This is a genomic window from Vibrio sp. ZOR0018 (assembly GCF_963865925.1).
Lineage (GTDB): Bacteria > Pseudomonadota > Gammaproteobacteria > Enterobacterales > Vibrionaceae > Vibrio > Vibrio anguillarum.
In genome coordinates this window covers 13,673-27,499 of sequence record NZ_CAWMCN010000011.1, presented here as the reverse complement: position 1 = coordinate 27,499, position 13,827 = coordinate 13,673, and the positions used below count along the sequence as shown (strand labels likewise).

Sequence of the window (13,827 nt, the reverse complement as noted above, 5' to 3'; positions counted from 1 at the left end):
TCATGAGCTCTCTACGAAGAAAATGGATAAGCGACCCCGCCTTTAAACTGTTTAAGCAAGTTTTGCCTCCGTTATCGGAGACAGAAAAAGAGGCGATGGAAGCGGGCAGCGTTTGGTGGGATGGTGAACTGTTTTCAGGTCGTCCAGACTTTACCAAGCTGCATCATTACCCAAAACCAACCTTGTCAGATGAAGAGCAATCTTTCATTGATAATGAATTGGAAACGCTGCTGTCTATGTTAGATGACCATAAAATCGTGAAAGAAGATCGCGACTTGCCTGCGGAAGTGTGGACGTTTCTGCGTAAAGAGCGTTTCTTCTCTTTGATTATTTCAAAGGCTTACGGTGGTCGTGAATTTTCCGCACTCGCTAACTCCACCATAGTGTCACGGATTGCGACGCGCAGTATCAGTACCGCTGTTACAGTGATGGTGCCAAACTCGCTTGGTCCGGGAGAGCTTCTCTCTCACTACGGTACACAACAACAGAAAGACTACTGGCTTCCTCGCTTAGCTGACGGTACGGATATCCCTTGTTTTGCGCTGACCGGGCCAGAAGCAGGCTCCGATGCTGGCGGCATTCCTGATCAAGGCGTGGTGTGTTACGGCAAGCACGAGGGCAAAGAAGTCCTTGGGATTAAACTCAGTTGGAATAAGCGTTATATCACGCTGGCTCCGGTTGCAACTGTGCTAGGCCTAGCTTTCAAACTCAGTGATCCTGAAAAACTTCTAGGCGATAAGCTCGATATCGGTATTACCTGCGCGTTGATCCCTGCTAATCACAAAGGCGTGGAAATTGGCGAGCGACATGATCCACTCGGTCTTGCGTTTATGAACGGCCCAACGCGTGGTCAAGATGTTTTCATCCCGATGGATTGGCTCATCGGTGGTGCTGACTATGCGGGTAAAGGCTGGCGCATGCTGGTGGAATGTTTGTCGGCAGGGCGTGGTATTTCATTACCCGCACTTGGTACGGCGATTGGTCACTTAACTTCGCGCACGACAGGTGCATACGCTTATGTGCGCAAGCAATTTGGCATGTCAATTGGTAAATTTGAAGGGGTAGCTGAAGCACTGGGCCGTATCGGTGGCTTAACTTATTTGCTTGAAGCGACACGAACCTTAACCACAACCTCGCTCGATTTGAAAGAAAAGCCGGGTATAGTGACCGCCATTGCCAAATACCATATGACAGAAATTGCGCGCACAATTTTAAATGATTCGATGGATATTCACTCTGGTCGAGCGATTCAAGATGGACCAATGAACTACCTCGGAACACATTATCTTGGTATCCCGGTCGCAATTACGGTTGAAGGGGCCAATATCCTAACTCGCAATTTGATGATCTTTGGCCAAGGTGCCACTCGCTGTCATCCTTATGTTTTGAAAGAGATGGAAGCGGCGGCTAATCCTGATACAGAGCAAGGCGCGAAAGATTTCGATAAGCTGTTGTTTAAGCACATTAGCCACGCGACCAAAAATACCTTTGGGGCGCTCGGTGCTGCATTAACGGGTTCGCGCTTTGTCAAAGCGCAGATGAGCGGCCCAACAAAAGCGTATTACCAACAGTTAACGCGCATTAGCCGAGCACTTGCCGTGAGTGCCGATTTCGCTATGTTGACGTTAGGTGGCGATCTTAAACGTAAAGAGATGATTTCAGCGCGTTTAGGTGATGGTTTGAGTTATCTGTACATGGCTTCAGCGACCTTGAAAAAGTATGAAGATGAAGGCCGCCAACAAACTGATTTAGATTACGTGCACTACGCGGTGCAATATTGTTTGTACCACGCGGCTAAATCTTTGCAAGAGGCGTACAGCAACTTCCCCAACAAAGTGGTTGGGCGCTTACTTAAGGTGTTGGTCTTCCCTTTGGGCAATCATTATGACAAACCTAGCGATGAGCTGTCGGTCAAACTGGCGGAAAGCTTAATGACTCCTGGAGCACATCGAGATCGTCTCACTCATCTTTGCTACATTGGGCCAGAGGAAGACGATAGCGTTGGCTTGATGGAAAAAGCGTTTTTGGCGATGTATGGTATCAGTGCACTTGAGCGCAAGCTGTTCCGCGCAGCCAAAGAGGGTAAAATTGCGCGTAAAGGTGCCCTGACTGAGCGATTGGCTCAAGCCTTAAGCGAAAATGTGTTGACTCAAACTGAAGTAGACCAAATTTTGGCCGCAGACAAACTGCGTTATAAAGCGATTCAAGTTGATCACTTTAGCCATGACTTGAGCGAGGTGATGACCAATAAGCCGGGAAAGCCAAAGCTTAATCATGTTGCTTAGTCGCGAATATCGTTACTAAAAGTGTGACCATATATCAGGGCATCCTAGTCGGGTGCCCTGATTTTTTGAGCCACGAGAGATCCAACCACTTGCAATTTCTGCCTGTTTTTAAAGAAATAGGGTGAGATCTTCGAGCGAAACTTTTATCCTAGCGGAGATTTTTGAAGGAAGTTGAATATGATCATCAAACCTAAAATTCGTGGATTTATCTGTACGACAACGCACCCTGTGGGTTGTGAAGCTAATGTAAAAGAACAAATTGCTTACACCAAAGCACAAGGCCCTATCAAAAATGCACCGAAACGTGTACTTGTTGTAGGCTCATCCAGTGGCTACGGCCTTTCGTCTCGTATTACCGCCGCTTTTGGTGGAGGTGCTGCGACCATCGGTGTTTTCTTTGAAAAACCGGGCACAGATAAGAAACCAGGCACCGCCGGTTTTTATAACGCAGCCGCGTTTGACAAGCTTGCTCACGAGGCGGGTTTGTATGCTAAAAGCCTAAATGGTGATGCATTTTCTCACCAAGCAAAACAGAAAGCGATCGAGCTAATCAAACAAGACTTAGGTCAAATTGATATGGTGGTTTACTCGCTTGCTTCACCAGTGCGTAAGTTACCTGAAACTGGCGAACTGATTCGCTCATCATTGAAACCGATTGGCCAAACATACACCGCGACAGCGGTTGATACCAATAAAGACATCATCATTGAAGCCAGTGTTGAACCTGCAACTGAGCAGGAAATTGCAGACACGGTAACGGTTATGGGCGGTCAAGATTGGGAGCTATGGATCCATGCACTTGCTGAAGCTGGCGTATTGGCTCAAGGGTGTAAAACCGTGGCTTATAGCTATATCGGTACTGAGCTAACTTGGCCAATCTATTGGGATGGTGCGCTAGGTAAAGCGAAGATGGATTTAGACCGCGCCTCATCGGCACTGAATGAACAGCTTTCTGTATTAGGCGGTACGGCTAATGTGGCCGTTCTTAAATCGGTTGTTACTCAAGCCAGTTCAGCTATTCCTGTTATGCCTCTTTACATCGCAATGGTGTTTAAGAAAATGCGTGAGCAAGGTGTACATGAAGGATGTATTGAACAGATCTATCGCATGTTTAGCCAACGTCTTTATAAAGAAGACGGTAGTGCGCCGGAAGTAGATGAGCAAAATCGTCTGCGTCTGGATGACTGGGAACTGCGTGAAGATATTCAAAAGCATTGCCGTGAGCTTTGGCCACAGATCACTACTGAAAACCTAAAAGAGCTGACGGATTACGTTGAATACAAAGAAGAATTCTTGAAGTTATTCGGTTTTGGTGTTGATGGCGTTGATTACGAAGCCGATGTCGATACTGAAGTGGCATTCGATGTAATTGATATCTAATCCATTGGTGTCACAGTGACACAATAAGATGTTCTAATCTCAAAGGTCTAGCCACAGTGCTAGGCCTTTGCCGTTATGGAGGGTAATACAGCATTATTCACCCTCAACAGCATTTTCTCGATCAATGAAACGGTTGCTGTTTCCCTGCAACAAAAAATACATCACAGTGGTGCTCGGCCGCTAATTGCTTGAGTAGGTGTTGGTTGATAGGCTCAATAGTATTTGACGCGATTATCGCACTGGCATTTCCGGAGCGGATAGCTTTAATCACAATCTCTAATTCCGATAACGTTTGAGAGGGTTTCATGTGGATCACTCTGTCGCAATGTATATTGAAAGAAGCAAACTGTTCATACTGTGGTCGAGGACATTCAGAGGTGAATAAGATCCACTGCTGTTGGTGCTGGGATAGCTTAGCAAGCTTTGACATCATGGCTTGTTCAATCGTATTGACTGAGCGATGGGCACTAGCCAAAGGGTACTGAGCTGATAGTTGAGAAGCGAAATTTACTTGAAGCATAACACTGTCCTTTCATACATGCTGTATGTGTGTACAGTATTTGAGTTGTAGATACTGATCAAGTTTTTTTTGCTGAATTTATCAGCATAACCAAGCTTGAATTCGTTAGATTTTGTTTTAATTTATTGATTAATAACTATTTTTAGCAAACAATTAAATTGTTCAAAGATAAAGCGCTGCTGTCTGTTTTGTGATCAATGTAAGTATCCTAGTAACAGTGTCTCGTCACTAATTAGATAAGTTATCATAGTCGCTGAAATGGTTGTGCTTTAAAACAGGCAGTAAAAAAGCGCCGTGTTGGCGCTTTTTCATGTATAGCTATTGATGCCTAATGTGACAGTGACTGTCGATCTCGAAATGCTTGCTCTGCAATATTAAACTGCCTGACATCCATGCGCGCAAACTCATTGCAACTTTCACATGAGTGATGCGATTTCCCATCAATATATTCGTGTTTTATTAATAGCTTTGGTTGTTTACACCAATCGCAAATACCTTCAATCGTAAACATGTTTTCTCCCCACCTAGAAGATTTAGGTGTAATTTTCGCGGCGCATTATCCCATATAAAAGAGAATTAAGTTAACTATTTGTTACTTTAAGTGAGATGGAGATCGATTGCGTTGTCTATCTTTAGCGAGTGTTTTAATCGCGAGCGGTAATATTTTGCATTAAAAGTAACATTTACTTAACGTGAGGCAGGATGATTTTTAACGCACCATTGAGTCGTTTCATTTCTTCTTGTGAGCCTTGAAGATCTGGGTGGTATATTTTGCACAGTTGCTTGTAGCGAAGCTTGATGCTTTTTTCATCGGGAAGTTCACTGGGTTTAAAGCCAAATAATGCGCAGGCTAATAGTAATTTTTGATCCTGAGATTGAGCCACATGATTGTTTTGCAGTCTTTTGATCTCTTTGAATAAGCTTTCAAGCTGCCTTTTTTGCTGTTTGATCATAAAGGCCTGCGATTCGATTTCTTGCTGGTGTTGACTATTTTTATCGTGTTGTTGAGTCTTACGTTTTCGGCTCCAGAAGCGGAAAAGATAGATAAGCATCAAAAGGAGTAACATCAGCAACAACAGAGATAAGTAATCCGTCATGATAGAGCTTGTCGAGTCGTGCTCAACGGGTGCAGTGCTGGCCACCATGTCAGCTTCATCGCTGCTGTCAAAAGCGCTGTCTAATTGGCTGATGGAGGAGACTTGTTTTGCACGTTGTTGATTGAATTTTTCTTGCAATACACGGGCATAACCCTCTTCGGCTTGGCTGCTCTTACTTGCCGCAATGCGATACCACATTTCTGACAATTCTAACGCAGAGGGTGGCGAAGGGAGTGTTTCGTAAGTTCTAGCGAGTTGTAATTGAGCATTCACATCGCCGCTAGTGGCTAAGTCTGTCAGCCAAAATAGAGCTTGAGGGATGTCTTTTGGGGTTCCTTGTCCCTTTAAATAGAGATTGGCTAGCCTAGATTTGGCTAAGGGGTGTCCATTCTGCGCCGCTTGCTGAAACCAATAAAACGCATTGTTTAGGTTAACAGCAACTTTGTCCCCTTGCTGATAAGCCAGCGCCAATTGATATTGTGCATTTGAGTTTTGTTGCTGAGCTTGGGCAGTTAGCTCAGCAACAGGAGAAGCCAATACTAATGAGGAGAAAAACAGGCACAAACTAAGGACAACTCTCAAATTTTCACCATGTTTTGTGGGGCTAATTTCTGTTCAAATAGTAGCGCATTTCTATCGAATGCACAGAGCAGAATAGCGTATTAATGGTTATCTAAGACGTTTTGGAGCAGGTGCGCCATCAATCGGTCGGTTTACAGATACTTTACGGCCTTTTTTTAACCCAGTTTCGTAATCCGCGGTAATATTTTTCATAGCATCACGCAGCTGCTGCTTGAAGGTTTCACGGTCAATATTTTGAAACTCTTTATCAATGTAATTATTGATTTTGTTATTGGATTCATCATCGGCGGTGATCACTGGAAGCTTTTCTAATGCCCCTTCAATCCAACCCGAAACGAATGAATTGACGCGCCGTGTGACTTCCATGCTGGAAGTGCCACTACCCGCGAAACTATTTCGAAATTGGCCTGTGTGCTCGTTCATTTCTCGGTAAATGATATCAAAAGCGAAGGCGGCAAAAATAGCGCGATCGGCCTCACCAATAAACTCAACACGTTTGAGTCCTTTATGATTGAGTAGCACCGCTTCTACACCAAACTTAGTATTGATACCGCGGATCACTCGCAGTAGTGATGAGGTGATCGATGCGGGTAGTAAATGGGTTGATTGGGTTTTGCCCATCTTGATAAATTCGATGTCATCTTTATCAAGCCCATACTTCAGCATCAGGCTATGCGCCATCTTGATGGCATTGGCCGCTTCATTCACATTCGCGGAATTACCAAGTTCAAGACATTTAGCGATCTTCTTTAGAGCTTTCTGTTTATCCATTAATTCGCAAATACAATTCTACAACTTCAGAAAAGTCCGACATTTTAGCGGTTTTATGCTGGAAGTGAAAGCGAAGTGGAGAATCGCTGCCCAAAATCAGGCAGCGAGTCGAGAGGAGGTTGGTGGTTTTTAAATACCAAGTTCATCCAATAGGTCTGTTGTCAAATCATCATCACTGTTGTTTTGCTTGTCGTTTTTTGCTTTGGCAGACAGTTTTTGCTGAGTCGCTTCTAAAATTGAATCAGGGCTTTCATCTTCTTGAACTTCAAACTCTTCAAGTTGGATGAATTCGGTTTTATCCATTGCCAGTTCAAGATAGAAAATATTATTACTTTCTGTCGAGAAGGTAACTCGGCGTGCTTGTGGACGATCTAAATTAGTATCCACCGACAAAATTACCTGTTTGTTGAGTGACAGCATCTTCGGTTGGTTTTGAGTAATGTTGGTTTGCAGTTCTTTGCGGATTTTATTTGTGAAGTCGCCTACGAGTTGATTCATCAATTCGCCCAGTACATCGCCCACCTCGTCAGAAGTGTGCAGTACGGCCAGCTCTTCTTCTGGCATTCCCATGTTGCGCATATAACTGGTGTAAATTTCCAGCGCAGCCTTGGCCGTAAAGTTGATAACAACGAGCCCAGAGAAGCCACCATCAAACAAAACGAAACAGCCGAAATCTGGCTTTAGTGACGTTTTGTTGATTTTTTGTACCATCGCTGAGTAAGCAATGTTGGTCGCCGTTGCAGAACTGAGCACTCCTGACACTGATTGACAAAGCTTAAGCAAAATATCTTCAGTGGTAACAATCTTGTTTTTTTTCATTCTGATATCCGTAATGTGCATTGCAGTTTAAAAGCGGTATTTAACTCTCTATATCAATATATAAAGCATAAAGCGTTAATTAACTATATATAGCTAAAATGTTGTGTACAGGAAAAATGTCGTACTGATGACTTTTTAGAGAGATTCATTCTTGCATTGAGATTCTGATTTGATCACCTTTTTAAATGTTGTAAAGTGACGAAATTCAAAGATTAATATCAAAATAACCATTAACCCACAGCTGATTGGATCAGCGCAGTAGGGGCAGGAAGCAAATGTTACCAAGACTTCATCACCAAACGGACGTCGATCCCGTCGTTTTGAGCTTTTTACAACAACTCGAAAACGAGGGGTTTAGCGGCGATATCGAATCACAATACTCTAGCCGACTTGCTGTTGCGACTGACAACAGTGTCTATCAGCAATTGCCTCAAGCCGTTGTGCATCCCAAATCAACTCATGACGTAGCACTTATTGGTAAGATTAGCTCAAAACCAGAGTTTGAGAGAGTCACTTTTTCACCGCGCGGTGGTGGCACTGGTACCAATGGCCAGTCGTTAACCAAAGGTATTGTGGTTGATTTATCTCGTCACATGAACCAAGTGCTTGAAATTAATGCTGATGAAGGTTGGGTAAGAGTACAAGCTGGCGTGGTGAAAGACCAATTAAATGATGCGGTCAGACCATTAGGTTATTTTTTCTCACCGGATCTTTCGACCAGTAACCGAGCCACACTTGGTGGCATGATCAATACCGATGCGTCAGGGCAGGGCTCTTTAAAATATGGCAAAACGTCGGATCATGTCTTGTCTCTGCAAGCCGTTTTTGCCGATGGTTCGGTACTTGAATCGGATCTCTCATTAGGCTTGCCTGAAAGTGGTACTTTTGCTGCAAACGCTTTGCAAGTGACCGAAGCGGTATGCCGCGACAAGCGCGAACAAATTGTGGCGAAATTTCCACCTCTTAACCGCTTTCTGACGGGCTACGATCTTAAAAATGCGCTTGATGAAGAACGTGATCACTTTAATCTCACTCGGGTACTTTGTGGCGCAGAAGGCTCTTTGGTCTTCATCACAGAAGCAACCTTGAATCTGACGCCTATCCCCCAAGCTCGCACCTTAGTCAATGTGAAGTACAACAGCTTTGATTCGGCATTGCGTAATGCTCCTTTAATGGTAGCGGCCAATGCGTTATCGGTTGAAACCGTCGATTCCAAAGTATTAAATCTAGCTAAGCAAGATATTGTTTGGCATAGCGTCAGTGAGTTATTAGCGGATGTTCCGGGCAAAGAGATGCAAGGCATCAATATGGTCGAATACGCAGGCCAAAGCGAGCAAGAGGTCGCCGCGCAGGTCGCTTCATTGACGCAGCGTCTTGATCAGATGCTTGAGCAAGAACAAGCGGGCATCATTGGCTATCAAGTGTGCAGTGATTTGGCGAGCATTAACCTGATTTACAACATGCGCAAAAAAGCGGTGGGGTTATTAGGGGCGGCCAAAGGCAAGGCTAAACCTGTTGCTTTTGCTGAAGATACTTGTGTTCCTCCTCAACACTTGGCTGATTTTATTAGCGAATTCCGTACCTTGTTGGATAGTAAAAATCTCAGTTATGGCATGTTTGGTCACGTGGATGCGGGCGTGTTGCATGTGCGTCCTGCTTTGGATTTGTGTGACCCACAGCAAGAGCTTCTGATGCATGAAGTGTCTGATGAGGTGGTCAAGCTGGTGGCAAAATATGGCGGTTTAATGTGGGGCGAACATGGCAAAGGTTATCGCTCCGAATATGGCCCCGCGTTTTTTGGTGAGGAGCTATTTACTGAATTACGACGCGTTAAAGCCGCCTTTGACCCGCACAATAAAATGAACCCCGGCAAAATATGTACGCCACTTGAGACCAATTTTGAATTGGTCAAAGTCACGGACACCAAACGCGGCTATTTTGATCGTCAAATCGATGTGAAGGTCCGTGACAGTTTCAAGCAGGCGATGGAGTGTAATGGTAACGGTTTATGCTTTAACTATGACACCAGTTCGCCGATGTGCCCGTCGATGAAAGTCACGGCGGATCGTCGTCACTCACCGAAAGGCCGTGCCGGTTTGGTGCGTGAATGGTTACGCCAACTTACCGAGCAGGGTGTGGATATTCTTGACCTAGAGAAGCAAGTGTTGGAGTCAAACCCAACCATCAAAACTATGATTGATCGCGTGCGTAACTCTTTCAATAAATCGCGTGAGTACGATTTTTCACATGAAGTGTATGAAGCGATGAACGGCTGCTTGGCGTGTAAAGCGTGTGCCAGCCAATGTCCAATCAAAGTGGATGTGCCGAGTTTTCGCTCTCGTTTTTTAAATATCTACTACTCACGTTATCAGCGTCCGGCTAAGGATTATCTCGTCGCGAATATTGAAACGCTTTTACCGGTCATGGCAAAGGCTCCGCAAGTGGTGAACGGGGTGTTGGCTCAGAAATGGGTACAAAGCCTCACCGCTTCAACCGTTGGCTACGTTGATGCACCCTTGCTTTCGGTACCGACGTTGGCAAAGCGTGTCGCAGGCCAGGTGGTGAAATTTGATATGCAGCGTCTCGCTGGTCTGTCACAGCAAGATCGCGCTGAACATGTGATTATCGTTCAAGACCCATTCACCAGTTATTATGATGCTGATGTGGTTGAAGATTTCGTGCAATTGCTGATCAAATTAGGCAAAAATCCGATACTGTTGCCATTCAAACCCAATGGTAAAGCGCAGCATATCAAAGGATTTTTAAAGCAATTCACAACCACTGCGAAAAACACCGCTGCGTTTTTGTCACAAGTGGCTGATCTCAATATTCCAATGGTCGGTGTCGATCCAGCGTTAGTGCTTTGCTACCGTGATGAGTACAACGAAATTCTTGGCGATAAGCGTGGTGAGTTTGATGTGTTGACCGTTCATGAGTGGCTGTTGCCACGTTTGTCGGAGTTTAACCATCACCAAAACCACAGTGACGCGCCTTGGTATCTGTTTGCTCATTGCACGGAAAAGACCAAACTACCGAATGCAGAAAAAGAGTGGGGCGCGATATTTAGCCATTTTGGTTCTCAGTTAAAAACGGTGCCAGTTGGTTGTTGTGGCATGGCTGGAACCTTTGGCCACGAAAAGGATAAGCTGGAGATGTCGAAAGATATTTATGGTTTAAGCTGGAAGCCAAGTTTAGAAAAACTGCCCAAAGAGCGTTGCTTGATCACAGGGTATTCCTGCCGTAGTCAAGTGAAACGATTTGAACAGGTAAAACCCAAGCATCCGTTACAAGCTTTACTGGCATTGTTGTAAACCCTAAGCCCAGACCTTACTGGGCTTTTTACTATACTGTCGATATTGGTTTGGAGCGAAGCACAGTCAGGTGGAGCAGCATGGAAAAATTTGAACTGAAAATACCCCCAGTGGCGATATTTATTGTGGCGCTACTGTTGATGCATCGTATCTCATACAGTTTTGAGTTTGTAAGCCTCGCTTTACCTCTGCCTCGAGTGGTCTTTGCGATTTGCTTTGTTTTATCTGGCATCGTTGGTTTACTGGGGATTTACGAATTTCGCCGCAAGAAAACCACGGTCAATCCAACCAAACCAGAAACGACATCGTGTATTGTGGATAGCGGTATCTACCGTTATTCGCGTAATCCGATGTATCTGGGGCTCTTTTTCCTGTTGTTTGGCGTGGCTTATTGGCAACACAATGGGTTGAGCCTCGTGGTCGCATTTTTATTTGTGTGGTTTATGAATCGTTTTCAGATTTATCCAGAAGAGCGAGTGCTGGAAGCGCGTTTTGGCGAAGAGTATGTCGATTACAAGCAGCGTGTCAGGCGCTGGATATAGTTGAATGTCGTAAGGCATCCGAAATCAAAAGCCCCGCAAGAATAGCGGGGCTGCAATCTATACAACGAACATGGTTCTATACAACAAATATGGTTCTAGATAATGAGCAAAAGAGCTCAAATCATAGTAAAAAGAATACGGTTAGGCTGCTTTTGAAAATTGAGCTAAAAACATCTCTTTACGTTCATTGAAGCGATTAACTAAGTCATCGACTGCTTCTTGGTCATAAGGTTTCAGGCCACTAGCTACCATGCGCTTTACCCCTTTCCCTACGATTTGACCGTTTTCTTTAAAGGCAAAGTTAAGCGTGACAATGCCACGTTTACCGTCAACATCAAACGTCGCACCAGAAAACTCAACTTCAGGTGAAGAGAGGTCTAAACGTTCAAATTCCACTTCCATGCTTTCATAGATGACTAATGGGCGCTGGCAGTTAATCATCATTTGCGCTTCTTCCATCAATGGCACCATGATGTGCGGGAAGTTCATACCAGAAAACTGCACATAGTTCGTCACAACGTGTTCGATAAATGCGGTGTTGTGGCTTACTTGGCCTTCGCGGCTCATGTGTAGATACTCTTTGCCGGCAGTATCGACAAGAGCGCTCTCTTTCATACACTTATTTTCAATGTGCAGTGCAATGCCATCGCTGACCATGCCTGAAAAATCAAAACGCATCTTTTGGCTAATGCCTTCTTTTTGCAGCAATACTGCAAAGAGCAAATCGCCCGGAACACAGAAACGCTTGCTGTCTTCGTCGTGGATTGGGTTGAAATCTCCCGCCACTTTTTTAGCAAAGTGACTCGCTTGTTGGCGAGTGAACTGGAATTTTTGATCTTGATGAGAGAAATAAGATGTAAGAGACATAATGTACGCTGTATAGCCAAAACTGACGCGATTATAAGTCAACTCCACTCGATGAATGGTCCAATCAGTAAAAAGAGCCTCACAGAGATCGAGGCTCAATAGCGTAACATTATAAGCTAGGGAGAAGATTTTCCGGCATGAGCGAGTTATGTACCGCCAGCTCTAGCAAGGTATTAGCTTGTTCAATATCTGGCGAGAAGTAGCGATCCTTATCGTAAAACGAAACTTTTTTACGCAGGATTTGTTTTGCTTCTTCGACTAATGCGGAGGATTTATTAGGCGCTCTGAAATCGAGCCCCTGCGCGGCAGAAAGATACTCGACCGCTAAAATACCACGCGTGTTTTCGCTCATATCACGCAGACGACGACCAGCAAACGTTGCCATCGACACGTGATCTTCTTGGTTGGCTGAAGTGGGTAAGCTGTCTACCGAAGCCGGATGGGCGAGCGTTTTATTTTCACTGGCTAGCGCTGCCGCCGTCACTTGCGCAATCATAAAGCCAGAGTTAACGCCACCGTTGTCGACTAAAAATGGCGGAAGCTTGCTGAGCGCGCTGTCAATCAAGAGTGCCATGCGTCGTTCTGACAAACTGCCGATTTCGGCAATTGCTAGCGCCAAGTTATCCGCAGCCATCGCGACGGGCTCTGCATGGAAATTTCCGCCAGAGATGATGTCGCCATCGTCTGCAAACACCAGAGGGTTGTCGGAAACGGCATTGGCTTCCACTTCTAGCGTTTCAGCCGAATTGCGAATTTGCTGTAAGCACGCGCCCATCACTTGTGGTTGGCAACGCAGTGAATACGGATCTTGTACTTTTTCACATGCGGTGTGGGATTCACCAATCTCGCTGCGGCTGTCAAGTACATGGCGATAAGCGCTGGCGGCATCCATTTGCGCGCGATGGCCGCGAACGCGATGAATGCGCGGATCAAACGGGCGGCGACTGCCCAGCGCCGCTTCGACCGACATTGAACCACACACAATGGCGGAGGCAAATAAGTCTTCTGCGGCAAATAACCCCTCTAGGGCAAATGCGGTAGAGGCTTGTGTGCCATTGAGTAGCGCGAGCCCCTCTTTTGGCGCTAAAGTAATAGGAGTTAGCCCTGCGATTTTCAACGCGTCCAGTCCAGAGATAATTTCGCCGTTGTGGCGAGCTTGCCCTTCGCCGAGCAGCACCGTACTCATGTGTGCTAAAGGCGCTAAATCACCCGATGCGCCAACCGATCCCTTTTGCGGAACACATGGGTAGACTTGGTGATTAACTAACGCCATCAAGGCGTTGATCACCTCAAGTCGAATACCAGAATACCCACGGGAAAGGCTATTAATTTTGAGTACCATCATCAAGCGAACGGTTTCATCCGCCATGAATTTACCAATGCCCGCAGCGTGTGAAAGCACGATGCTGCGCTGCAAGGTTTCTAAATCTTCAGGGGCAATTTTAGTATTGGCAAGTAGGCCAAACCCCGTGTTGATACCATAAACAGTACGATTTTCGGCAATCACTTGTTCAACGACTTGTGTGCTTGCTTCAATACCCGCTATCGCGCTGGAGTCGAGTGATACGGTGACCGGCTTTCGGCTTACTTGACGCAGTGCTTTTAAGCTCAATTGGCCCGGTTTAATAACAAGATTTAACATGTTTTTTTTGT

At 45.3% G+C, this 13,827-nt stretch carries 11 protein-coding genes; 4 read left to right on the top strand and 7 right to left on the bottom strand.

Annotated features, from left to right (window positions below; all coding sequences use genetic code 11):
* The first annotated feature begins 2 nt into the window (after positions 1-2).
* A complete protein-coding gene (locus AACR75_RS00330; RefSeq protein ID WP_026028135.1) occupies positions 3-2,285 on the top strand; it encodes an acyl-CoA dehydrogenase in 2,283 nt (760 codons plus the stop codon).
* 177 nt (positions 2,286-2,462) lie between these two features.
* Positions 2,463-3,665 carry an enoyl-ACP reductase FabV gene (gene fabV, locus AACR75_RS00325; RefSeq protein WP_047688290.1) on the top strand — a complete coding sequence of 401 codons (1,203 nt, stop codon included), beginning with the start codon at positions 2,463-2,465 and terminating at the stop codon, positions 3,663-3,665.
* 121 nt (positions 3,666-3,786) lie between these two features.
* Here fabV and AACR75_RS00320 read toward each other — a convergent pair whose 3' ends face one another.
* The 5 genes from AACR75_RS00320 to AACR75_RS00300 all read right to left on the bottom strand — a co-directional run bounded on the left by AACR75_RS00320 (position 3,787) and on the right by AACR75_RS00300 (position 7,454).
* A complete protein-coding gene (locus tag AACR75_RS00320) occupies positions 3,787-4,185 on the bottom strand; it encodes a 50S ribosomal protein L7ae (protein ID WP_047688288.1) in 399 nt (132 codons plus the stop codon).
* Between the two features lie 328 nt (positions 4,186-4,513).
* Complete coding sequence (locus AACR75_RS00315) at positions 4,514-4,696, bottom strand: hypothetical protein (protein WP_010319035.1); 183 nt, start codon at positions 4,694-4,696, stop codon at positions 4,514-4,516.
* 172 nt (positions 4,697-4,868) lie between these two features.
* Complete coding sequence (locus AACR75_RS00310; protein ID WP_047688345.1) at positions 4,869-5,846, bottom strand: J domain-containing protein; 978 nt, start codon at positions 5,844-5,846, stop codon at positions 4,869-4,871.
* Positions 5,847-5,951: 105 nt separating this feature from the next.
* Entirely contained in the window at positions 5,952-6,635 is a 684-nt protein-coding gene (locus AACR75_RS00305) for a DUF2786 domain-containing protein (protein WP_017042255.1), read from the bottom strand.
* A 129-nt stretch (positions 6,636-6,764) separates the two neighbouring features.
* On the bottom strand, positions 6,765-7,454 hold the full coding sequence (locus AACR75_RS00300) for a DUF3334 family protein (protein ID WP_026028133.1): 690 nt from the start codon (positions 7,452-7,454) through the stop codon (positions 6,765-6,767).
* A gap of 275 nt (positions 7,455-7,729) precedes the next feature.
* Between AACR75_RS00300 and ydiJ the strand changes: the two genes are divergently transcribed.
* Complete coding sequence (gene ydiJ, locus AACR75_RS00295) at positions 7,730-10,765, top strand: D-2-hydroxyglutarate dehydrogenase YdiJ (protein WP_047688286.1); 3,036 nt, start codon at positions 7,730-7,732, stop codon at positions 10,763-10,765.
* A 50-nt stretch (positions 10,766-10,815) separates the two neighbouring features.
* On the top strand, positions 10,816-11,307 hold the full coding sequence (locus AACR75_RS00290) for a methyltransferase family protein (RefSeq protein WP_081989680.1): 492 nt from the start codon (positions 10,816-10,818) through the stop codon (positions 11,305-11,307).
* A gap of 141 nt (positions 11,308-11,448) precedes the next feature.
* On the opposite strand, the gene AACR75_RS00285 is transcribed toward AACR75_RS00290, so the two are convergent.
* Both AACR75_RS00285 and hutH read right to left on the bottom strand, forming a co-directional pair.
* Positions 11,449-12,174 (bottom strand): DUF3581 domain-containing protein, encoded by a 726-nt coding sequence (locus AACR75_RS00285; RefSeq protein ID WP_047688343.1) that lies wholly within the window; start codon positions 12,172-12,174, stop codon positions 11,449-11,451.
* A gap of 109 nt (positions 12,175-12,283) precedes the next feature.
* Positions 12,284-13,816 carry a histidine ammonia-lyase gene (gene hutH / locus AACR75_RS00280; RefSeq protein WP_017048047.1) on the bottom strand — a complete coding sequence of 511 codons (1,533 nt, stop codon included), beginning with the start codon at positions 13,814-13,816 and terminating at the stop codon, positions 12,284-12,286.
* Between the last annotated feature and the right edge of the window lie 11 nt (positions 13,817-13,827).